This is a genomic window from Citrobacter freundii complex sp. CFNIH4, assembly GCF_002934505.1.
Classification (GTDB): domain Bacteria; phylum Pseudomonadota; class Gammaproteobacteria; order Enterobacterales; family Enterobacteriaceae; genus Citrobacter; species Citrobacter freundii.
Genome location: NZ_CP026231.1, coordinates 2,008,387 through 2,028,698 on the forward strand (window position 1 = coordinate 2,008,387; position 20,312 = coordinate 2,028,698).

The 20,312-nt window shown below is 48.8% G+C and carries 18 protein-coding genes; 8 read left to right on the forward strand and 10 right to left on the reverse strand.

The window, feature by feature from the left end; genetic code table 11:
• The first annotated feature begins 1,378 nt into the window (after positions 1–1,378).
• The 4 genes from C2U41_RS10255 to tnpC all read left to right on the forward strand — a co-directional run bounded on the left by C2U41_RS10255 (position 1,379) and on the right by tnpC (position 4,411).
• Positions 1,379–1,954, forward strand: a complete 576-nt coding sequence (locus C2U41_RS10255) for a recombinase family protein (protein WP_103849245.1) — start codon at positions 1,379–1,381, stop codon at positions 1,952–1,954.
• 195 nt (positions 1,955–2,149) lie between these two features.
• Complete coding sequence (locus C2U41_RS30115) at positions 2,150–2,482, forward strand: transposase (RefSeq protein ID WP_050586387.1); 333 nt, start codon at positions 2,150–2,152, stop codon at positions 2,480–2,482.
• Positions 2,479–2,826 carry an IS66 family insertion sequence element accessory protein TnpB gene (gene tnpB, locus C2U41_RS10265; RefSeq protein WP_000609174.1) on the forward strand — a complete coding sequence of 116 codons (348 nt, stop codon included), beginning with the start codon at positions 2,479–2,481 and terminating at the stop codon, positions 2,824–2,826. The genes C2U41_RS30115 and tnpB overlap by 4 nt, the downstream gene beginning before the upstream one ends.
• Before the next feature lie 49 nt (positions 2,827–2,875).
• Positions 2,876–4,411: an IS66 family transposase gene (gene tnpC / locus C2U41_RS10270; protein WP_001000409.1), complete on the forward strand. Its 1,536-nt coding sequence runs from the start codon at positions 2,876–2,878 to the stop codon at positions 4,409–4,411.
• 393 nt (positions 4,412–4,804) lie between these two features.
• On the opposite strand, the gene C2U41_RS10275 is transcribed toward tnpC, so the two are convergent.
• Positions 4,805–5,482: a hypothetical protein gene (locus C2U41_RS10275; RefSeq protein ID WP_103848649.1), complete on the reverse strand. Its 678-nt coding sequence runs from the start codon at positions 5,480–5,482 to the stop codon at positions 4,805–4,807.
• 352 nt (positions 5,483–5,834) lie between these two features.
• Between C2U41_RS10275 and C2U41_RS10285 the strand changes: the two genes are divergently transcribed.
• Positions 5,835–6,131 (forward strand): YciI family protein, encoded by a 297-nt coding sequence (locus tag C2U41_RS10285; RefSeq protein WP_003020675.1) that lies wholly within the window; start codon positions 5,835–5,837, stop codon positions 6,129–6,131.
• A gap of 50 nt (positions 6,132–6,181) precedes the next feature.
• Here the strand turns inward: C2U41_RS10285 and C2U41_RS29320 are convergent, their stop codons facing one another.
• Positions 6,182–6,355 carry a YciY family protein gene (locus tag C2U41_RS29320; RefSeq protein WP_003020684.1) on the reverse strand — a complete coding sequence of 58 codons (174 nt, stop codon included), beginning with the start codon at positions 6,353–6,355 and terminating at the stop codon, positions 6,182–6,184.
• A 142-nt stretch (positions 6,356–6,497) separates the two neighbouring features.
• Here C2U41_RS29320 and cls point away from each other — a divergent pair, with 142 nt between their 5' ends.
• A complete protein-coding gene (gene cls, locus C2U41_RS10290; RefSeq protein ID WP_003020687.1) occupies positions 6,498–7,958 on the forward strand; it encodes a cardiolipin synthase in 1,461 nt (486 codons plus the stop codon).
• Positions 7,959–7,992: 34 nt separating this feature from the next.
• Positions 7,993–8,322 (forward strand): HI1450 family dsDNA-mimic protein, encoded by a 330-nt coding sequence (locus C2U41_RS10295; protein ID WP_003020691.1) that lies wholly within the window; start codon positions 7,993–7,995, stop codon positions 8,320–8,322.
• Between the two features lie 37 nt (positions 8,323–8,359).
• Here the strand turns inward: C2U41_RS10295 and C2U41_RS10300 are convergent, their stop codons facing one another.
• From C2U41_RS10300 to ychE, 7 genes are all read right to left on the reverse strand, one after another.
• On the reverse strand, positions 8,360–9,196 hold the full coding sequence (locus tag C2U41_RS10300) for an ion transporter (RefSeq protein WP_103849461.1): 837 nt from the start codon (positions 9,194–9,196) through the stop codon (positions 8,360–8,362).
• A 45-nt stretch (positions 9,197–9,241) separates the two neighbouring features.
• Positions 9,242–10,246 (reverse strand): murein tripeptide/oligopeptide ABC transporter ATP-binding protein OppF, encoded by a 1,005-nt coding sequence (oppF, locus tag C2U41_RS10305; RefSeq protein WP_048217496.1) that lies wholly within the window; start codon positions 10,244–10,246, stop codon positions 9,242–9,244.
• On the reverse strand, positions 10,243–11,256 hold the full coding sequence (oppD, locus tag C2U41_RS10310; protein ID WP_003833364.1) for a murein tripeptide/oligopeptide ABC transporter ATP-binding protein OppD: 1,014 nt from the start codon (positions 11,254–11,256) through the stop codon (positions 10,243–10,245). Before oppD ends, oppF begins: the two co-directional genes overlap by 4 nt.
• Before the next feature lie 11 nt (positions 11,257–11,267).
• Positions 11,268–12,176, reverse strand: coding sequence for an oligopeptide ABC transporter permease OppC (oppC, locus tag C2U41_RS10315; protein ID WP_003020701.1), 909 nt, complete (start codon positions 12,174–12,176; stop codon positions 11,268–11,270).
• 14 nt (positions 12,177–12,190) lie between these two features.
• Positions 12,191–13,111, reverse strand: a complete 921-nt coding sequence (gene oppB / locus C2U41_RS10320) for an oligopeptide ABC transporter permease OppB (RefSeq protein WP_103848647.1) — start codon at positions 13,109–13,111, stop codon at positions 12,191–12,193.
• Positions 13,112–13,233: 122 nt separating this feature from the next.
• Positions 13,234–14,865, reverse strand: coding sequence for an oligopeptide ABC transporter substrate-binding protein OppA (gene oppA, locus C2U41_RS10325; RefSeq protein ID WP_003844005.1), 1,632 nt, complete (start codon positions 14,863–14,865; stop codon positions 13,234–13,236).
• 771 nt (positions 14,866–15,636) lie between these two features.
• Positions 15,637–16,284: an NAAT family transporter YchE gene (ychE, locus tag C2U41_RS10340; RefSeq protein WP_003020714.1), complete on the reverse strand. Its 648-nt coding sequence runs from the start codon at positions 16,282–16,284 to the stop codon at positions 15,637–15,639.
• Between the two features lie 487 nt (positions 16,285–16,771).
• On the opposite strand from ychE, the gene adhE reads away from it, so the two are divergent.
• A complete protein-coding gene (adhE, locus tag C2U41_RS10345) occupies positions 16,772–19,450 on the forward strand; it encodes a bifunctional acetaldehyde-CoA/alcohol dehydrogenase (RefSeq protein ID WP_048217495.1) in 2,679 nt (892 codons plus the stop codon).
• Positions 19,451–19,686: 236 nt separating this feature from the next.
• Here adhE and tdk read toward each other — a convergent pair whose 3' ends face one another.
• Positions 19,687–20,304: a thymidine kinase gene (gene tdk / locus C2U41_RS10350; RefSeq protein ID WP_003020720.1), complete on the reverse strand. Its 618-nt coding sequence runs from the start codon at positions 20,302–20,304 to the stop codon at positions 19,687–19,689.
• Positions 20,305–20,312: the final 8 nt, after the last annotated feature.

Here is a 20,312-nt window from a genome sequence, read left to right on the forward strand (position 1 = left end):
GTGAAATCTCTTGACAAACCCGGAAAGTTGCACCTTTCAGTTGTTCGCGTCAAGCTATCTAGTTGACAGCTTGTAGAAAAAAAACCTCATTCATCAATGAGTTGTAATTAGCCATTATATAGAACTGACAAGACCCTTCACAGAGAACTTCCAGGACTCACTAAGATACAAGGCGATAACCCCCAGAAAGGGAGAGCCATTCTTAACCGACTTTCTTAACCAGCCCTTTACGTTATTCGTTCACAGTGTTGATAAGTGGTTTTGCCCTCTGTTTCTGTTATCATCGGGCTTACCTTATCAGGACTTTGAATGTCTCTGTAACTCCTCTCTTAACGAGAGAAAGAACATAGTGGCCCCAAGCGAAGCGCCCCTCTTAGCACGTATCTTAAACATCAGTTTAGCATTTAGTGCTATTTATTAAGTTTAGCACTTTTTGTTAAAGGCAAGCCCCTTGACAAATGCTAAGATTTTTGACCATAACCTTTACTTAACAGACTCTTAAGAAGCTTTGAAACAGTCTGATTAACAGGGTCACTACCTACGGTTCTTATCGTTCCCTTCCTTCTGGGTAGTTCTGTTAAGTTCTTTTCAGTTTTACTCTTAAGATAATTGTTAAGATGTAACTCACCTTCGGTTTATCGTATCTCTTCTCTCGTAAACACTCCTTCCTAGCTATCTACATAATCACTTCTAAGAATCTTACAAGATAATATCCAGACCTCTTATAGTTGACCTGATATAGAAGTTTTACAGACATGCTCTCTAGGTTCTGTGTAGTTCACTTAGTGGGAAGAGAGGGAATATGTGACCATAGGAACCCCTCCTGTTAAAAAGGCTACTTAGAAGTCTGAGACTTTAGTAAAATCTGTGAATATAGCTTCTCAGACGCTCTGTAACGCATTCTAAGCGATTTTACCCCCTTATTTTAAGGTGGGTGGTACATCCCTGTAGGTTTCCCCTAAAAATGGGGTTAAAACTCGCTACAGGGCTTTCTATGGGGTTTAATAGGGTTGTATAAATTTTATACAGCAGTTATTCAGCTTCTAAATTTTTTTATAAAAATGACCAGCCCCCTCTACATTTCCCTTTCCCGATAATCTTCAAAAATATCTGTCACAGGTCTATGTCTGCTTGGTACGGTACATTCACGATATAGCACCCCCTTTGCAGAATTTTAAAATATCATTGACTTTCTCCGTGAATTGCTATAAAGGCATCTATCTAGGTCTTTTGCTGTACAAATACACATGACAACAAACGCCCGTTAAGTGTCTATATAAAAAGGTAGCTGTAGCTATAGACAACAATTGTGATAATTGATTTAATGTCTATAGACAAACAAAACAGACCTTTGTTGGCTACATAGAGAGATAAGAACATGTCACGCATCTTTGCTTACTGTCGTGTATCAGTTGATGACTCCACCAATGAGAACCAGATTGAAGCTATCAAGAATGCTGGTTACACAATCCCTAAGACACGAATCATAGAAGAAGTAGTATCCGGTTCAGTGGCTGCTATGGAGCGTAAAGAGTTCTCTAACTTGGTCACACATAAACTAGAAGCTGGTGATACGCTGGTGGTTCTCAAGCTTGACCGTCTAGGACGTGATTGCATCGACCTACAGAAAACAGTTGATATGCTCATTGCAAAAGGGATTAAGCTAATTTGCCTAGACTTGCCTGTACAGGACTTATCCAAGCCAGAAGGTAGGATGATGCTTCAAATGTTCGGGGCTTTTGCAGAGTTCGAACGTAACCGCATCAAGGAACGTACTAAGCAGGGTCTGCAACGTGTTAAAGCACAAGGTAAGGCGTTAGGTCGTCCTGTAGCTGTGAACACTACAGAAGCCGTTTTAGAGCATAAGGCAAAGGGATTATCACAGAGTCAGGTTGCAAAGCTTCTTAATCTCTCTGTGAGAACGGTTAGCCGTCACTGGACAAAGACACTGTAAAAAACTTAGTAGCATCTTCATAGCCTCCTTCATGGGGGCTTTTTTGTATACCCTCTTTAACGTAAGCGTCGTCTGAGTACCGTCTGGTCCCGAATCCAGGATCCTGTAACTTAAGCACCCACTTATTTTGCAGGTGGACACCTCATGCGCGCTAAAGAAAGACTTCCCCGGAAACACTATTCCCCTGAATTCAAAATGGAACTGGTCAGGCTGGCTCTTGAAGAAGAAGGCAGTATTGCCGCACTGGCCCGGAAACATGACGTCAATGATAACCTGCTCTTTAAATGGATAAGGCTCTGGCAGCGTGAAGGGCGGGTCTGTCGGCCCCGAAAAAACTCATCGTCGCTTCCTGCCCTGATACCCGTGCAGCTTCAGGCGGGCTCTTCTCTCCCAACCTTCGAACTACCATCCTGCTCTCCTCCCGCTACCTGCCACATAAAATGTCGGGGAGGAGAAATAACACTGACTCATCCCTCTGCTGAACTCATGAGCACTGTCCTGCGCGAACTGATGCGGGGGCCGGTATGATAAATCTTCCCGCAGGCACAAAAATCTGGCTGGTTGCCGGTATCACCGATATGCGCAACGGCTTCAATGGCCTCGCCGCAAAGGTGCAGACCGCGCTGAAAGATGACCCGATGTCCGGCCACGTCTTCATCTTCCGGGGACGCAGCGGCAGTCAGGTAAAACTGCTCTGGTCCACCGGCGATGGTCTGTGCCTGCTGACAAAGCGACTGGAACGTGGTCGCTTCGCCTGGCCCTCAGCCCGCGATGGCAAAGTGTTCCTGACGCCGGCGCAACTGGCGATGCTGATGGAAGGTATCGACTGGCGACAGCCAAAGCGGTTACTGACATCCCTGACCATGTTGTAGCGCTCTTTATCCTGGTTGTCGCAGAATAAGCCTGGTAAAATACAGGCTTATGAACGATACCTCTTCTGACGACATCCTTCTGCTGAAACAGCGCCTGGCCGAACAGGAAGCGTTGATCCACGCCCTGCAGGAAAAGCTGAGCAACCGGGAACGCGAAATAGACCATCTGCAGGCGCAACTGGATAAGCTGCGCCGGATGAACTTCGGCAGTCGTTCCGAAAAGGTATCCCGCCGTATCGCGCAAATGGAAGCTGACCTGAACCTGCTGCAGCAGGAAAGCGATACGCTGACCGGCCGGGTGGATGACCCGGCAGTGCAGCGCCCGCTGCGTCAGACCCGCACCCGCAAACCGTTCCCTGAGTCACTCCCACGGGATGAGAAGCGGCTGCTGCCGACTGAGCCGTGTTGCCCGGAGTGCGGTGGTTCGCTGAGTTACCTGGGTGAGGATGCCGCCGAACAGCTGGAGCTGATGCGCAGCGCCTTCCGGGTTATCCGGACAGTCCGTGAAAAGCATGCCTGCCGTCGGTGCGATCGCATCGTTCAGGCCCCGGCTCCTTCGCGCCCCATCGAACGGGGGATCGCCGGACCGGGGCTGCTGGCCCGAGTGCTGACCTCAAAGTATGCAGAGCACACACCGCTGTATCGCCAGTCGGAGATCTATGCCCGCCAGGGTGTAGTGTTGAGTCGTTCTGTACTGTCGGGCTGGGTGGATGCGTGTTGTCGTCTGCTGGCACCGCTGGATGAAGCCCTTCAGCACTATGTCCTGACCGACGGCAAACTCCATGCTGACGATACGCCTGTCCCGGTGCTGTTGCCGGGCAATAAGAAGACGAAGACCGGGCGCTTATGGACGTACGTTCGAGACGACCGCAACGCCGGATCAGCGCTGGCCCCCGCAGTGTGGTTCGCTTACAGCCCGGACAGAAAAGGTATCCACCCTCAGACCCATCTTGCAGGCTTCAGTGGCGTACTGCAGGCTGATGCCTACGCCGGGTTCAACGAGCTCTACCGCGACGGCCATATAAAGGAAGCCGCGTGCTGGGCCCATGCCCGCCGAAAAATCCACGATGTTCACGTCCGTACCCCGTCAGTCCTGACGGAGGAGGCGCTGAAACGGATCGGCGAGCTGTATGCCATCGAGTCGGAGATCAGAGGTAAAAGAGCAGAGGAACGGCAGGCAGTCCGGCACCAAAAAGTGCTGCCGCTGCTGGCGTCACTGGAGGGGTGGCTGCGGGAGAAACAGAAAACCCTCTCAAGGCACTCAGAACTGGCGAAGGCGTTCGGGTATGCGCTGAACCAGTGGCCGGCGCTGATCCGCTATGCAGAAGATGGCTGGGTGGAGGTGGATAATAACATTGCCGAAAACGCCCTACGACGGGTCAGTCTGGGGAGAAAAAACTGGCTGTTCTTCGGCTCGGATCATGGTGGTGAGCGCGGTGCGTCACTGTACAGTCTTATCGGGACGTGCAAATTAAACGGCGTGGATCCGGAACGCTATCTGCATTATGTACTTGATGTCATCGCCGACTGGCCTGTGAACCGGGTGGGTGCTCTGCTCCCGTGGCGGGTTACTCTGCCTGCCTGACCAGCTTCACTTCGTCAATACGGTTCTCACTGCACGCTTACCTTTAACCGTATCCTACGTAAATTCTCCTGAACACTGATACACATCACTTTCGAACTTTCACATAGCTGATTGTAATCTCTTGCAACTGTAACGTATGGTGACCAAACATCTAAATAGCGTTATATAGACCTGTATATATCACTTTTCTAGGGGGCGAGAGAGGGATGACTGATACGACGCAGTTTATCCTAAACAGAGCATGTACAGATTCTTTATAGATATCAATAAGTTACACTAAAAAGAGACTATGCTGATACTGTATAGAATCTGTGTAAGTGCATAAAAACATGGGAAAATACCGTTAATTTGAATAGGTATTCACCTGTTTATGACCTGTTATTTACAGGTAACTTAAAATTGACGTAATCGCTCCTTCAACCTGACTATCAGACTACTCATAGAGTCATAAATCCTCATAAAAGGTCTAGGCTTTGAAAGTGTGTAGAAGTCTTTAAATTTAATCTTCTTCAACTCAGCATTGATATCCATAGAAGTATCGAGAGTTATGTACACCATATTATATCTAACTGTCACTTCATCCCTTACACGCTGCATGTCTTCAGACAACACACCACGCCTAACAATCTCAGATATTGCGTTGTTAAAATCTCTTGCGTTTTTCCAAAACTCACTGTGTGCATTCATCTGCTTCTCAACCAGTTCAGCAGAGGCTGGACTTAACTTAATATCCATTGCATCCATTAGCAGATATGAGGATACAAAATGGTCAAACTCTTCTTTGGTCTTGTAGAGATTTGCTTTCACTTCCCAGAATTGCTCATTACTTATGATTTCAGGATTGGGTGACATCAGACCTTCCTGATTCTGGAATACTCGATTCGACTCTTCAGCATAACGCAGGATTTTTGAGTATCTTTTATGCAGGTCATGAACCTCTCTAAAGAAAGATTCAGCATTATCCAATCCTTTATTTTTTAACCAATCATTAGCTTTGAATGCAGCCCATACAGCAGTACCAGCCATAGTGATATCGGCTATCATGCTGAAGAAGTCGGTAGTGTCACTCATCCTGTCATACCCTGAAAACTCAATCGGTTAACTATCTTAACGCTCTGGGGAGTTGTAAGGAACATCAATTGAAGAAGATGTGAGGTGAACATCTAAAGAAAACCGAATAGACTTAAATCAATGGTCATTGAAGTCATAATCGTTTCAGTAAAAAAACCAGGCCCCGATTTTAAATGCAAATAGCAATCATATTCAATAAGCCCGTGGCGGTAACTGACATTTAGAACGCGATTTTATGATAAAAAACCACTTTCAGAGTATGGCCTTAACATATCAGTTATCTTTCCGTTGCAGTTGTTAGGCCTTTCCAATAACGTTATTAACGACTTTTACCGTTCAAGGAGTTCTACCCGTGCTGTATGTTATTTACGCCCAAGATATCGCAGACTCTCTCGAAAAACGTCTTTCCGTGCGCCCTGCTCATCTGGCTCGCCTGCAACTCCTTCATGACGAAGGTCGTTTGCTCACGGCGGGCCCCATGCCAGCGGTCGATAGTAACGATCCCGGTGCGGCGGGTTTTACCGGCTCGACGGTGATTGCCGAATTTGAATCTTTGGAGGCGGCACAGGCGTGGGCGGAAGCCGATCCGTATGTTGCAGCGGGCGTTTACGCGCAGGTTTCAGTAAAACCGTACAAAAAAGTATTTTAAAAACAAAACAAAAACAGACATTGGGCACCGCCAGCGGTGCCCTTTTGGGATCAGATGCTGTGGATCGCAAACAGCAACGAGTTGCGTTGATGGTTGAGAATGCACTTTCTGATAGTGTGGATACGCATATTACGACGCGATTGTCCTTCAAGCCAACGTGCTTTACGGCGGCTAGCCTGACGCAGCATCCGCCAGCGTCCCACTTCCGTTCTACTACGCTTCATGTTTACTACTCTTTCAGTCACTGAGTGGCCATTATAACGCCACACCGAATGCAGACCAGCGGTTTTCCCGTGTTTTTATTTGCCAGATTAATCCTGATGCGTAAACTCTTAACAATACGCTTTCAAAAGGATTTTTAAATTTATGACAACCTTCTACACCGTGGTGAGTTGGCTGGTCATTCTGGGTTACTGGGTACTCATTGCTGGCGTAACATTACGCATTCTAATGAAACGACGCGCAGTGCCCTCCGCAATGGCCTGGCTTTTGATCATCTATATTCTGCCATTGGTAGGGATCATTGCTTATCTGTCCTTCGGTGAGCTCCACCTGGGTAAACGCCGCGCCGAACGCGCCCGGGCAATGTGGCCGTCAACGGCCAAGTGGCTGAACGATCTTAAAGCCTGTAAGCATATTTTTGCGCAGGAAAACAGCAGCGTCGCCTCCTCCTTATTTAAACTGTGCGAGCGTCGTCAAGGAATCGCCGGCGTTAAGGGAAATCAGCTGCAACTGCTCACCAGTTCAGATGACGTGATGCAGGCGCTGATCCGTGATATTCAACTGGCGCGCCACAACATAGAGATGGTGTTCTACATCTGGCAGCCGGGTGGTATGGCCGATCAGGTAGCCGAGTCGTTAATGGCTGCCGCGAGGCGTGGCATTCACTGTCGCCTGATGCTGGACTCCGCCGGCAGCGTGGCGTTCTTCCGCAGCCCTTGGGCGGCGATGATGCGTAACGCAGGTATCGAGGTTGTAGAAGCGCTGAAGGTGAACCTGATGCGTGTATTTTTACGCCGTATGGACCTGCGTCAGCATCGCAAAATGATTATGATCGACAACTACATTGCGTATACCGGCAGCATGAACATGGTCGATCCGCGCTTCTTCAAACAAGATGCAGGCGTTGGGCAATGGGTTGATTTAATGGCAAGAATGGAAGGCCCGGTAGCCACCGCTATGGGCATCGTCTATTCTTGCGACTGGGAAATTGAGACCGGAAAGCGCATTTTGCCCCCGCCACCGGACGTCAATATCATGCCGTTTGAGCAGGCCAGCGGGCACACCATTCACACAATTGCCTCGGGTCCTGGTTTCCCAGAAGACTTGATTCATCAGGCGCTGTTAACCGCAGCTTATTCAGCGCGCGAATATTTAATTATGACCACGCCTTACTTTGTTCCCAGCGACGATTTGCTGCATGCAATTTGTACGGCAGCACAGCGTGGGGTCGACGTCAGTATCATTCTTCCGCGTAAGAATGATTCCCTGCTGGTTGGCTGGGCAAGCCGGGCCTTTTTCACTGAGTTGCTGGCAGCTGGCGTTAAAATTTATCAGTTCGAAGGCGGCCTGCTGCATACCAAGAGCGTACTGGTCGATGGCGAGCTGAGCCTGGTCGGTACCGTTAACCTGGATATGCGCAGTCTGTGGCTCAATTTTGAAATCACGCTGGTCATTGACGATGCTGGATTCGGCGGCGATCTCGCCGCCGTGCAGGATGATTATATTTCGCGTTCCCGCCTGCTTGATGCCCGTTTGTGGGTAAAACGACCACTCTGGCAGCGGATAGCAGAGCGACTGTTTTACTTCTTTAGTCCGTTGCTGTAAAACGTGCCCATCAGACAGTAAACAGGTAGTCATTATGGATATGGATTTGAACAATCGCCTGACCGAAGACGAAACGCTTGAGCAGGCTTACGACATTTTTCTCGAACTGGCTGCGGATAACCTCGATCCGGCAGATATCATTCTGTTCAATTTGCAGTTTGAAGAACGCGGCGGTGCCGAGTTATTCGATCCGGCAGAAGACTGGCAGGAGCATGTTGATTTTGACCTGAACCCTGATTTCTTTGCCGAAGTGGTGATTGGTCTGGCAGATACAGAAGACGGCGAGATTAACGATATTTTTGCGCGCGTTTTATTATGTCGCGAAAAAGATCATAAGCTCTGCCATATTCTCTGGCGCGAATAATCAAACAAAAAAGCTGCTCTCGCAGCTTTTTTTATTTTTAGCCCGGCAGTTTGCTTCCGCAACGGTTACAAAACTGCGCGCTATGTTCGTGCTGCGCCGGCTGACACTGGGGACATTTTCGTTGGTGCCCGCGATGCTGGAACGCACTGCTCATGTGCGTGGTAATCAATCCCGTCGGTATCGCAATCACCGAGTAGCCAATCAGGATAAGCACGGACGCCACCATGCGCCCCAACGGGGTGTGCGGTGTGATATCGCCATAGCCGACGGTGGTTACAGTAACAATCGCCCAATACACCGACGCATTCAGCGTAGTAAATCCATATTTTGGCCCTTCAATCAGATACATCATCGCACCAAAAACCACCATCAGAATGGCGATAAAGGAATAGAACAACATCAGCTGATGTCGGGCACTTTTTAACGCATTCCAGAACACCCGTAGAGAAGGCATAAAGCGCAACAGCTTGAGAATACGCAGTACGCGCAGAACACGCATCGCCCGCCAGGCGAAAACATAACTCAGACTGATTTCCGGCCATAGCCACATCACATACAGCAGCAGAATGGTGGCAAGGTCAACTATCCCCCAGAAACTAAACACATATTTGGCGGGATTGGCCCAACAGCATAAGCGCAGAAGATATTCGAGAGTAAAGACCAGAGTAATAAAGATCTCCAGCCAGACAAAAACGCGCCATTCCTCAAAGGTTAAATGGTATTGCGTCCCTACTCCGGACTCAATGAAGATAACAATAACGCTGAGCAAGGCGAATAGCGCGCACATACCTTCAAAGCGACGCCCTGAACGGGTGTTTAAATCGAATAATTTGCGAAAGAGCGCGCGGCGGACAGAAGAGACTAAACCTGGCACAGATACCTCACCAAAAAAAGGGCTGACTTTTGTCAGCCCTCGGAATTATAGCGGGTCTACTTTCAGGCAGGAAACTGCGTGTCGGAAACTTCCTTCGAGAACCGGGCGCGTTTTTGCGCATTCCGGCCCTGCAATCGGGCAGCGCGTACGGAACACGCAACCGGAAGGAGGGTTAATCGGGGACGGTAACTCGCCTTCCAGCAACTGGATAACCTTGTTCCTTTCCTGATCCGGATCGGGGATCGGCACCGCAGACATCAGCGCTTTGGTATAAGGATGCAGCGGGTTATGGTACACCTCGTCATAGGTCCCTAATTCCACCGCATGTCCGAGATACATAACCAGCACACGGTCGGAGATATGTTTAACCACCGCGAGGTCGTGGGCAATGAAGATTAACGATAATCCCATTTCTCGCTGAAGTTGTTGCAGCAGGTTAACCACCTGGGCCTGGATTGACACGTCCAGCGCCGAAACGGGTTCATCGCAGATAATCAACTTCGGTTCGAGGATCAGCGCGCGGGCAATACCAATACGCTGACACTGGCCACCTGAAAACTCATGTGGGTAGCGGTTAATCAGGTTGGGCAGTAATCCTACCTTCATCATCATCGCTTTCACACGATCGCGGACTTCCTGACCAGTAAGATTCGGATGATAAGTACGCAGCGGTTCGGCAATGATTTCACCAATGGTCATGCGCGGGTTTAAAGATGCCAGCGGATCCTGGAAAATCATCTGGATATCACTGCGTACTTCCCGCCACTCATCGGGTTTCATGCCGAGTAAATCTTTACCCAGCCAGGCAACCTTTCCATCGGTGGCCTTCACCAGGCCGATAATCGCACGGGCAAAGGTCGATTTCCCGCAGCCTGATTCACCGACCACGCCCAGGGTTTCGCCCTCATACAGTCGCAGGGTTACGCCATCAACTGCCTTAAGGGTTTTAGATGGTTGCCAGAACCACTGTTTGCCATCTTTAATATCGAAATGGACTTTAAGGTCAGCAATCTCAAGGAGCACTTTACGTTGTTCGGTTACCGCATTCATACCAGTTCCTCCACCGGCTTAAAGCAGGCGCGCAAACGGCCTGGACTAAATTCCTCCAGTGGCGGAGCACTGCTACAGATTTCCATCGCATGCGGGCAACGCGGCTGGAAGGGACAGCCTTTTGGCAGACGCAGCAGGTTCGGTGGGTTGCCCGGGATCGTGAGCATCTCTTCCCCTTCTGCATCCAGACGAGGTACTGCATTCAGCAAACCAATCGAATACGGATGAACGGGCTTATAAAAGACATCCCGCGCACTGCCGTATTCCATCGTACGACCGGCGTACATCACCAGAACTTTATCGCAAATACCGGCAACAACCCCCAGATCGTGGGTGATCATGATAATCGCGGTGTTGAATTCGCTTTTCAGTTCATTCAGCAGCGTCATGATTTGCGCCTGTACCGTCACATCGAGCGCAGTGGTCGGTTCATCGGCTATCAGTAATTTGGGCCTGCACAGCAACGCCATAGCGATCATAACGCGCTGACGCATACCACCGGAGAATTCATGCGGATACATTTTCATGCGCTTACGCGCTTCCGGCATTTTCACCGCATCCAGCATTCTGACCGACTCTTCAAAAGCTTCCGCTTTGCTCATGCCTTTATGCAGCATCAGAACTTCCATCAACTGCTCCCCGACCCGCATGTACGGATTGAGAGACGTCATCGGGTCCTGGAAAATCATCGAGATTTGCTCGGCGCGCAGTTTGTTCAGTTCACGTTCCGGTAAGTTCAGAATTTCACGTCCGTTGAACGTAGCGGAGCCCCCGATACGACCATTAGCCGCCAGCAGGCCCATCAGGGCAAAGGCCGTTTGCGATTTACCTGAGCCGGATTCTCCGACAATACCCAACGTTTCTCCAGCTCGCAGAGAAAAGTTTAAATCGTTGACCGCAGTTACATCGCCGTCGGGGGTAGCGAACGTCACACGCAAATCTTTTACGTTCAGCAGTGCGTTAGCCTGTTGTTGCGCGAGCGGCGCGGTTGAGGTTTCAATTACGCTCATGGCTGCACTCCTTAACGGTCTTTCGGGTCGAGGGCATCACGCAAGCCATCGCCAATAAAGTTAAAACAGAACAAAGTGACCACCAGGAAACCTGCCGGAAACAGCAGCAGCCATGGTGAGACTTCCATTGAGTTGGCACCATCACTGAGCAGAGCGCCCCAGCTACTTAACGGCTCCTGCGTACCTAATCCCAAAAAGCTCAGGAAGGATTCAAACAGGATCATGCTCGGCACCAGCAATGAAGCGTATACCACCACCACACCCAGCACGTTCGGCACAATATGGCGGATAACGATACGCACGGTAGACACCCCACCCACTTGCGCCGCTTCAATAAACTCTTTGCGCTTGAGGCTCAGCGTTTGTCCACGCACGATACGCGCCATATCCAGCCAGGAGACCATCCCGATAGCGACAAAAATCAGCAGGATATTTTGCCCAAAGAAGGTGACCAGCAGGATCACAAAGAACATGAACGGGAAGGAGTTGAGAATTTCCAGCAGACGCATCATCACCGAGTCGATTTTTCCGCCGAGGTAGCCCGACAGAGAACCGTACAGTGTACCGACAACAACCGCGACCAACGCCGCCGCAATGCCGACCATTAGCGAGATGCGCCCGCCAATCGCCACGCGTACCAACAGGTCACGTCCCGACGAGTCAGTACCGAAATAGTGGCCTGATTCCGTATCCGGCGCGCTGGACATCATGCCCCAGTCAGTATCGAAGTAGGTAAACTGCGACAGCATCGGCGCGAGCGTCACAAACAGCGCAATAATTACCAGCACCACCAGGCTTGCTACCGCAGCACGGTTATGCATAAAGCGTCGACGCGCGTCCTGCCACAGGCTGCGGCCTTCGACCTCCAGCTTTTCACTGAAATTCTCCAGCGCTTCGCTGTTTTTCTTACTTAACATCATAGCGAGCTCCAGTATCAGTAACGAATTTTCGGGTCGATAACGGCATAAAGCACATCGACAATCGCGTTAAACACGATGGTCAGCGTACCCACCAGTATGGTCAGACTCAGAACCAGCGAATAGTCGCGGTTTAACGCGCCGTTGACGAACAACTGACCAATGCCAGGTAAACCATAGATGGTTTCAATAACCATCGAACCAGTGATAATGCCGACAAATGCCGGTCCCATATAGGACAGCACTGGCAACAGCGCAGGTTTTAACGCATGGCGGAAAATAATCCGCCGCATCGGCAGCCCTTTGGCGCGCGCGGTACGAATAAAGTTAGAGTGCAGCACTTCAATCATCGAACCGCGAGTAATACGAGCGATACTGGCGATGTAGGCCAGTGACAAGGCCACCATTGGCAGGATCATAAATTTCAACGCCCCACCGTTCCAGCCCCCGCCGGGCAGCCATTTCAAGGTTATGGCAAATATCATGACCAATAAGGGAGCGACCACGAAACTGGGGATAACTACCCCAGTCATTGCCACCCCCATCACCGTGTAATCCCAACGTGTATTTTGCTTCAGCGCGGCTATCACCCCGGCGCTAACGCCGACGAGTACCGCCAGAATAAAGGCTGCCGCACCCAGCTTCGCAGAAACCGGAAAACTCGAAGCAACGAGGTCGTTAACCGTGTAGTCTTTATATTTAAAGGATGGTCCAAAATCGCCATGCGCCAGCTGTTTCAGATAGCTGAAGTACTGCGTCGAGATAGGATCGTTAAGATGATATTTCGCTTCAATATTCGCCAGCACCTCTGGCGGTAACGTGCGTTCCCCGGTGAATGGGCTTCCGGGCGCAAGGCGCATCATAAAGAATGAAATCGTAATAAGAATAAACAGCGTCGGAATCGCTTCCAGACAGCGACGTAATATGAATTTTAACATTGCCCGTACCTTCTGGCGTGTGCCTTTATACCTCTTTAACCCCGACGTTCAGGTAAAGCGGTATTAATAGTTCGAAGAAAAAAGACACTGTGGGGCAAAAATGATTGCCCCACGTCTTGCCATTAATGCTTGATAATATACAAGTCTTTAACGTGGATATTATCCATCGGGTCTTTACCGGAGTATCCGCCAACCCATGGTTTCACCAGGCGGGCATTAACATAGTAATAAACCGGTACAATCGCAGAATCTTTATCCAGCTGCTGTTCCGCTTTCGAATACAGTTCGCTGCGCTGCGCTTCATCCGTCACTTTCAGCGTATCCGCAATCAGCTTATCAAATGCCGGGCTCTTATAGTGGACGGTATTATTGGAGCTGTCGGACAGCACCATATTCAGGAAGGACGTCGGTTCGTTATAGTCCGCACACCAGCCCGCACGTGAAACATCATAGTTGCCCTGATGGCGCGTATCGAGGAACGTTTTCCATTCCTGGTTTTCCAGCTTCACATTAGCACCCAGATTTTTCTTCCAGATAGATGCCGCGGCAATAGCCAGCTTCTTATGCAGGTCTGAAGTGTTATACAGCAGGTCAAAGGTCAGCGGTTTCTCAGCGGTATATCCGGCCTCAGCCAGCAGTTTCTTCGCTTCTTCGTTACGTTTTTCCTGAGACCACTTGAACCACTCTGGCTCAACCAGTTTCGCGCCATCGGTGTATGGAGGAGTAAAGCTATACGCCGGCAGGTCACCCTGGTTTTTCACTTTATTGACGATAATGTCACGATCCAACGCCAGCTTCAGGGCGGTACGAACACGAACATCGTTGAACGGTGCTTTCTGGTTGTTGATTTCGTAATAATAGGTGCACAGATACGGGTCAACGTGGACTTCGTTCGGGATCTCTTTTTTCAGTTTCTGGAATAACTCAATCGGCATGTTGTTATAGGTCATGTCGATTTCACCGCTGCGATAGCGGTTAACGTCAGTCACTTCAGAAGAAATAGGCAGGTAGGTTACCTGGTTAATAACCGTTTTGGCGTTGTCCCAATAGTTGGTATTACGCTCAAGCACAATGCGCTCGTTCACAACCCAGTCTTTCAGTTTATACGCACCGTTAGTAATGATGTTAGCGGGCTGGGTCCACTTCTCGCCGAATTTTTCAACAGCAGCTCTAGGAACTGGTGAAACGGAAGAGTGCACAAGCAGTTTGTAGAAATAAGGAACAGGTTCACTGAGGGTGACTTCAAAAGTATGATCGTCGAGAGCTTTTACACCGAGATCGGTGATCGGTTTTTTACCGGCGATAATATCATCAATATTGACGATGTGACCGTACTGCAAATAACTGGCGTACGGTGATGCAGTATTTGGATTAGCCAAACGTTGCCAGCTATACACGAAATCTTGCGCGGTAACAGGCGTGCCGTCAGACCACTTAGCATCTTTACGCAGATGGAATGTCCAGACTTTAAAATCTTTATTTTCCCATTTTTCAGCCACGCCAGGCGATGGTTTGCCATCGACATCACTGATTAATAAACCTTCAAACAGGTCACGGTTAATGTTGGATTCAGGTACACCTTCGATTTTGTGGGGATCGAGTGACTGCACTTCCGAACCGTTATTACGCACCAGAGTCTGCTTTTCAGCAAGCTGCACACCCGCTGGCACTACTGCCGCCGTGGCAACATTTCCAGCGACTAGCGCAGTTAAGATCCCCGCAGCTACTAAACTTTTTTTAGTGATGTTAGTCATTGTGTTGTACTCCCTCATTATTATGGCTGGTTTTTTAACCAGACTGTTAATCCTGTCAGGATCACTGTACGGCACCGGAGATTTTCTGCCGTCAGGTCGTTTTTTGTTTTACTGCTTGCTATCACCGACTTTATTTATTCTGGCGGTTCGTATGACTGCCTTACGTCGATTATCTACGTGCCTCCCCTGCCGGAAACACGCTATTACCCTGTTGAGAGAAACTAACTGCAAATGATTCTCATCAACGTGAATTCTTCTGCATAATACCTGGCCGGAAAGTATCAAATGCGTTTCTTAACCGCCAATACATTTTACAAATTTGTTAACCAATTCTCTTTTATTGGAAATAAATCTCACAAAGAAAGTCTTACGAATGAAGGTTTTCTATAATAAACCCATGATAAACAATAAATTACATCAAGAAAGGTGTTAACTACCCTGTCAGGTGTCAACACCACGTCAAAATGCACATAAATTTAACAATTGGTTATTAATTAGCACATTCAACTGAAAAAAACGCTGAAATAACTAATAACATTTCGATAATCCTACAGCAAGCCCCAGAGTATGATGTTAATTAAATAACAGCGATATCAGGCTCTCTCTGGCAGATGGATGAGTGTTACATTCATAAAATCAATGAATAAACAAATGAATAACCATCAGCATTTTTTATTATCACTATGCTGATTTTCAACTTTAGTGAGAAGTTTTACTGATAATGAAAGGAAACGGAGCCGGGACCGACTCCGTTTGTACAGAAGAGAGATATCAGGCCAGCAAACCTGGGAAAATGGATTTGATACCTGTAACAATGAATTCGATACCCAAGGCCATTAACAGTAGCCCCATAATACGCGTAATGACGTTGATGCCAGTTTGTCCCAACAGTCGTACCAGCCATGGCGCCATGCGAAACAGCCCCCAGCAGCACAGGGCAAACAGCGCAATCGCGACAAAAAAGCCAAACAGGTTAATCGCACTGTGATATCGCGTACCCCAAACAATAGTTGAGCTTATCGCCCCCGGTCCCGCCATCAACGGCAATGCCAACGGTACAACGCCGATACTCTCACGGATTGCGGTTTCTGATTTTTCCTGTTTGTTTTGTTTATCTTCCCCTAGTTTTCCGCTAATCATTGACATCGCGATAGTCACAACCAGAATGCCGCCGGCAATCCTGAACGAATCTATTGAGATACCGAAAAGTTGCAGAATACCATCACCAAGAAACAGCGAAGTCCACAGAATGATAGCGACTGACAGGTTTGCCGTAAGGTTGGTTTTGTTTCGCGCTGCAGCAGTTTGATAACTGGTCATACTGATAAAGACAGGGATGATCCCTACCGGGTTGACTAACGCAAATAACCCAATGAAAAATTTAAAATAGACAGGAAAATCAAATAGCGTTTGGATCACGGTTAGCTCCGAAGCGTTAGCCGGATAAAATGAGTCATAAAAATTGATAAAATCCGCGCTGAAGATACGCCTTTTGTCAGCATACTTCACCTTCTATCTTCGTATATCTACGTAAATACGCTACCAATACTCAGTGTTATTAATATGTATTAATTATGCTAACGTTATTAGCATTCATTACGTCAATTTATTAACACTTGACAAGAAACGCTAAAAGGGCCTGCTGAAAGGTGTCAGCTTTGCGAATTTTTGATCCAGATCACGCAATTACTACTCAGAAGTGAGTAATCTTGCTTACGCCACCTGGAGGTAACGCGTTAGAGTTAACTGGCACTAGCGTACAAGCTCTTTTAGTAAATCAAAGTAAAGTGGACGTTAATTAACCGTTTGATTTTCAAACCGTTACACAAATTTTCGTCGGTCTGTCTATACTCTCGTATCGAGCAGATGATTTACTAAAAAAGTTTAACATTATCAGGAGAGCATCATGGCTGTTACTAATGTCGCTGAACTTAACGCACTTGTAGAGCGCGTAAAAAAAGCCCAGCGTGAATATGCCAGTTTCACTCAAGAACAGGTTGACAAAATCTTCCGCGCCGCCGCTCTGGCTGCCGCAGACGCTCGAATCCCTCTCGCGAAAATGGCCGTTGCCGAATCCGGCATGGGTATTGTCGAAGATAAAGTGATCAAAAACCACTTTGCTTCTGAATACATTTACAACGCTTACAAAGATGAAAAAACCTGTGGTGTGCTGTCTGAAGACGACACTTTCGGTACCATTACCATTGCGGAACCAATTGGTATCATCTGCGGTATCGTTCCAACCACTAACCCAACTTCTACCGCTATCTTCAAATCGCTGATCAGCCTGAAGACCCGTAACGCCATCATCTTCTCTCCGCATCCGCGTGCAAAAGATGCAACTAACAAAGCAGCAGACATCGTTCTGCAAGCTGCAATCGCTGCTGGCGCACCGAAAGATCTGATCGGCTGGATCGATCAACCTTCCGTTGAACTGTCTAATGCGCTGATGCACCACCCGGACATCAACCTGATCCTTGCGACCGGTGGTCCAGGCATGGTTAAAGCGGCATACAGCTCCGGTAAACCGGCTATCGGCGTAGGCGCAGGTAACACCCCTGTTGTTATCGACGAAACCGCTGATATCAAACGTGCTGTTGCATCTGTTCTGATGTCTAAAACCTTCGATAACGGCGTAATCTGTGCTTCTGAGCAGTCTGTCGTCGTGGTTGACTCTGTATATGATGCAGTACGTGAGCGTTTTGCGACTCACGGCGGCTACCTGCTGCAGGGCAAAGAGTTGAAAGCAGTCCAGGACGTTATCCTGAAAAATGGCGCGCTGAACGCAGCTATCGTTGGTCAGCCGGCATACAAGATTGCTGAACTGGCAGGCTTCTCCGTACCAGAAACCACTAAGATTCTGATCGGTGAAGTGACGGTTGTCGATGAAAGCGAACCGTTTGCTCATGAAAAACTGTCTCCGACGCTGGCAATGTACCGTGCGAAGGACTTCGAAGACGCAGTCATTAAAGCTGAAAAACTGGTTGCGATGGGCGGTATCGGTCATACATCTTGCCTGTACACTGACCAGGACAACCAGCCAGAACGTGTTGCTTACTTCGGCCAGATGATGAAAACCGCGCGTATCCTGATTAACACCCCAGCTTCTCAGGGTGGTATCGGTGACCTGTACAACTTCAAACTCGCACCTTCCCTGACTCTGGGTTGTGGTTCCTGGGGTGGTAACTCCATCTCTGAAAACGTTGGTCCTAAGCACCTGATCAACAAGAAAACCGTTGCTAAGCGAGCTGAAAACATGTTGTGGCACAAACTTCCGAAATCTATCTACTTCCGTCGTGGCTCTCTGCCAATCGCACTGGATGAAGTGATTACCGATGGTCACAAACGTGCGCTCATCGTGACCGACCGCTTCCTGTTCAACAACGGTTATGCAGACCAGATCACCTCCGTTCTGAAAGCTGCTGGCGTTGAAACCGAAGTGTTCTTTGAAGTTGAAGCTGACCCAACTCTGACCGTTGTTCGCAAAGGTGCTGAGCTGGCTAACTCCTTCAAACCAGACGTAATCATCGCGCTGGGCGGCGGTTCCCCGATGGACGCCGCGAAAATCATGTGGGTTATGTACGAGCACCCGGAAACTCACTTCGAAGAACTGGCGCTGCGCTTTATGGACATCCGTAAACGTATCTACAAGTTCCCGAAAATGGGTGTGAAAGCGAAGATGGTCGCCGTTACCACCACTTCCGGTACCGGCTCTGAAGTGACTCCGTTTGCGGTTGTTACTGACGATGCAACTGGGCAGAAATACCCGCTGGCAGACTATGCGCTGACTCCGGATATGGCGATTGTTGACGCCAACCTGGTGATGGATATGCCGAAGTCCCTGTGTGCGTTCGGTGGCCTCGATGCCGTCACTCACGCTCTGGAAGCTTACGTTTCCGTACTGGCTTCTGAGTTCTCCGACGGTCAGGCTCTGCAAGCGCTGAAACTGCTGAAAGAAAACCTGCCGGCGTCCTACCATGAAGGTTCTAAGAACCCGGTAGCACGTGAGCGTGTACACAGTGCAGCAACCATCGCCGGTATCGCGTTTGCTAACGCCTTCCTGGGTGTATGTCACTCAATGGCGCACAAACTGGGTTCTCAGTTCCACATTCCTCACGGTCTGGCGAACGCCCTGCTGATCAGCAACGTTATTCGTTATAACGCGAACGACAACCCGACTAAACAGACTGCATTCAGCCAGTACGACCGTCCGCAGGCACGCCGTCGCTACGCTGAAATCGCAGACCATCTGGGTCTGAGCGCACCGGGCGACCGTACTGCCGCGAAAATCCAGAAACTGCTGGGCTGGCTGGAAGAAATCAAAGCTGAGCTGGGTATTCCTAAGTCTATCCGTGAAGCTGGCGTTCAGGAAGCTGACTTCCTGGCACACGTGGACAAACTGTCTGAAGATGCGTTTGATGACCAGTGTACTGGTGCAAACCCACGTTACCCGCTGATTGCTGAACTGAAACAGATCCTGCTGGATACATACTACGGTCGTGAGTACAGCGAAGGCCAGACCACCGCTAAGACTGAAGCAGTAGCTGCACCGAAAGCAGAAAAGAAAGCGAAGAAATCCGCTTAATTTTCTCAGATAAGTTTTAGTTTCACTATAAACGGTCCCAGTTGGGACCGTTTTTTTTCGTCTTGTGTTATGAAAATTGAGTGATCCCCAATTTAACCATGTGAATAGAATGGGACGGTAAGAGATGTATTCAGGAAGATGTGAGAATAGCCGTCAGAAGAGAGTCTGACAGGGTAGAGAATATTGACGAATGTCCCGGCCTACCCTGTGTTTATAAGCGCTCAGAAGCCTGCAGGTTAATCGTGGCTGTGTCGTTCTTGTATCGCCGTCAGAGAGCCCTCAGACTGCGCCTGTTTGTAGTGTTTACGACATACCGACACATAGCGTTCATTCCCGCCAATAACCACCTGCTCGCCCTCGTTATAGGGCCTTCCAGACTGATCAAGACGTAAAACCATGCTGGCCTTACGCCCACAGAAACAAATGGTTTTTAATTCAACGAGCTTATCTGACCACGCAAGCAGGTATTCGCTGCCGCCAAATAATTCACCACGGAAATCTGTGCGTAAGCCATAGCACAACACAGGAATATCCAGCCGATCGACAACTTCAGATAATTCATAAACCTGTTGTCGAGTCAGAAACTGCGACTCATCAACCAGTACACAGTGAATTCTTTGCTGCTCATTTTCAGCACGAATCTCTTCGTACAAAGATGAATTTTGGTTAAACAATTTTGCAGGCGACGACAGACCTATACGTGAACTTACTTTTCCAGCACCAAAACGGTCATCAATTTCCGCTGTATATACAACAGCACGCATCCCACGTTCCTGATAATTGTACGAAGATTGCAGCAATGCAGTCGACTTACCGGCATTCATTGCAGAATAGTAAAAATATAGCTGTGCCATTGACCAAA

Coding starts and splice junctions, on each gene's coding strand:
- C2U41_RS29320 (WP_003020684.1), bottom strand. CDS start 6,355: ATGAAGCGTAGTAGAACGGAAGTGGGACGCTGGCGGATGCTGCGTCAG.
- C2U41_RS10295 (WP_003020691.1), top strand. CDS start 7,993: ATGGATATGGATTTGAACAATCGCCTGACCGAAGACGAAACGCTTGAG.
- oppA (WP_003844005.1), bottom strand. CDS start 14,865: ATGACTAACATCACTAAAAAAAGTTTAGTAGCTGCGGGGATCTTAACT.
- oppB (WP_103848647.1), bottom strand. CDS start 13,111: ATGTTAAAATTCATATTACGTCGCTGTCTGGAAGCGATTCCGACGCTG.
- C2U41_RS10255 (WP_103849245.1), top strand. CDS start 1,379: ATGTCACGCATCTTTGCTTACTGTCGTGTATCAGTTGATGACTCCACC.
- adhE (WP_048217495.1), top strand. CDS start 16,772: ATGGCTGTTACTAATGTCGCTGAACTTAACGCACTTGTAGAGCGCGTA.
- C2U41_RS30115 (WP_050586387.1), top strand. CDS start 2,150: ATGGAACTGGTCAGGCTGGCTCTTGAAGAAGAAGGCAGTATTGCCGCA.
- tnpB (WP_000609174.1), top strand. CDS start 2,479: ATGATAAATCTTCCCGCAGGCACAAAAATCTGGCTGGTTGCCGGTATC.
- oppF (WP_048217496.1), bottom strand. CDS start 10,246: ATGAATGCGGTAACCGAACAACGTAAAGTGCTCCTTGAGATTGCTGAC.
- tnpC (WP_001000409.1), top strand. CDS start 2,876: ATGAACGATACCTCTTCTGACGACATCCTTCTGCTGAAACAGCGCCTG.
- oppC (WP_003020701.1), bottom strand. CDS start 12,176: ATGATGTTAAGTAAGAAAAACAGCGAAGCGCTGGAGAATTTCAGTGAA.
- tdk (WP_003020720.1), bottom strand. CDS start 20,304: ATGGCACAGCTATATTTTTACTATTCTGCAATGAATGCCGGTAAGTCG.
- cls (WP_003020687.1), top strand. CDS start 6,498: ATGACAACCTTCTACACCGTGGTGAGTTGGCTGGTCATTCTGGGTTAC.
- C2U41_RS10275 (WP_103848649.1), bottom strand. CDS start 5,482: ATGAGTGACACTACCGACTTCTTCAGCATGATAGCCGATATCACTATG.
- oppD (WP_003833364.1), bottom strand. CDS start 11,256: ATGAGCGTAATTGAAACCTCAACCGCGCCGCTCGCGCAACAACAGGCT.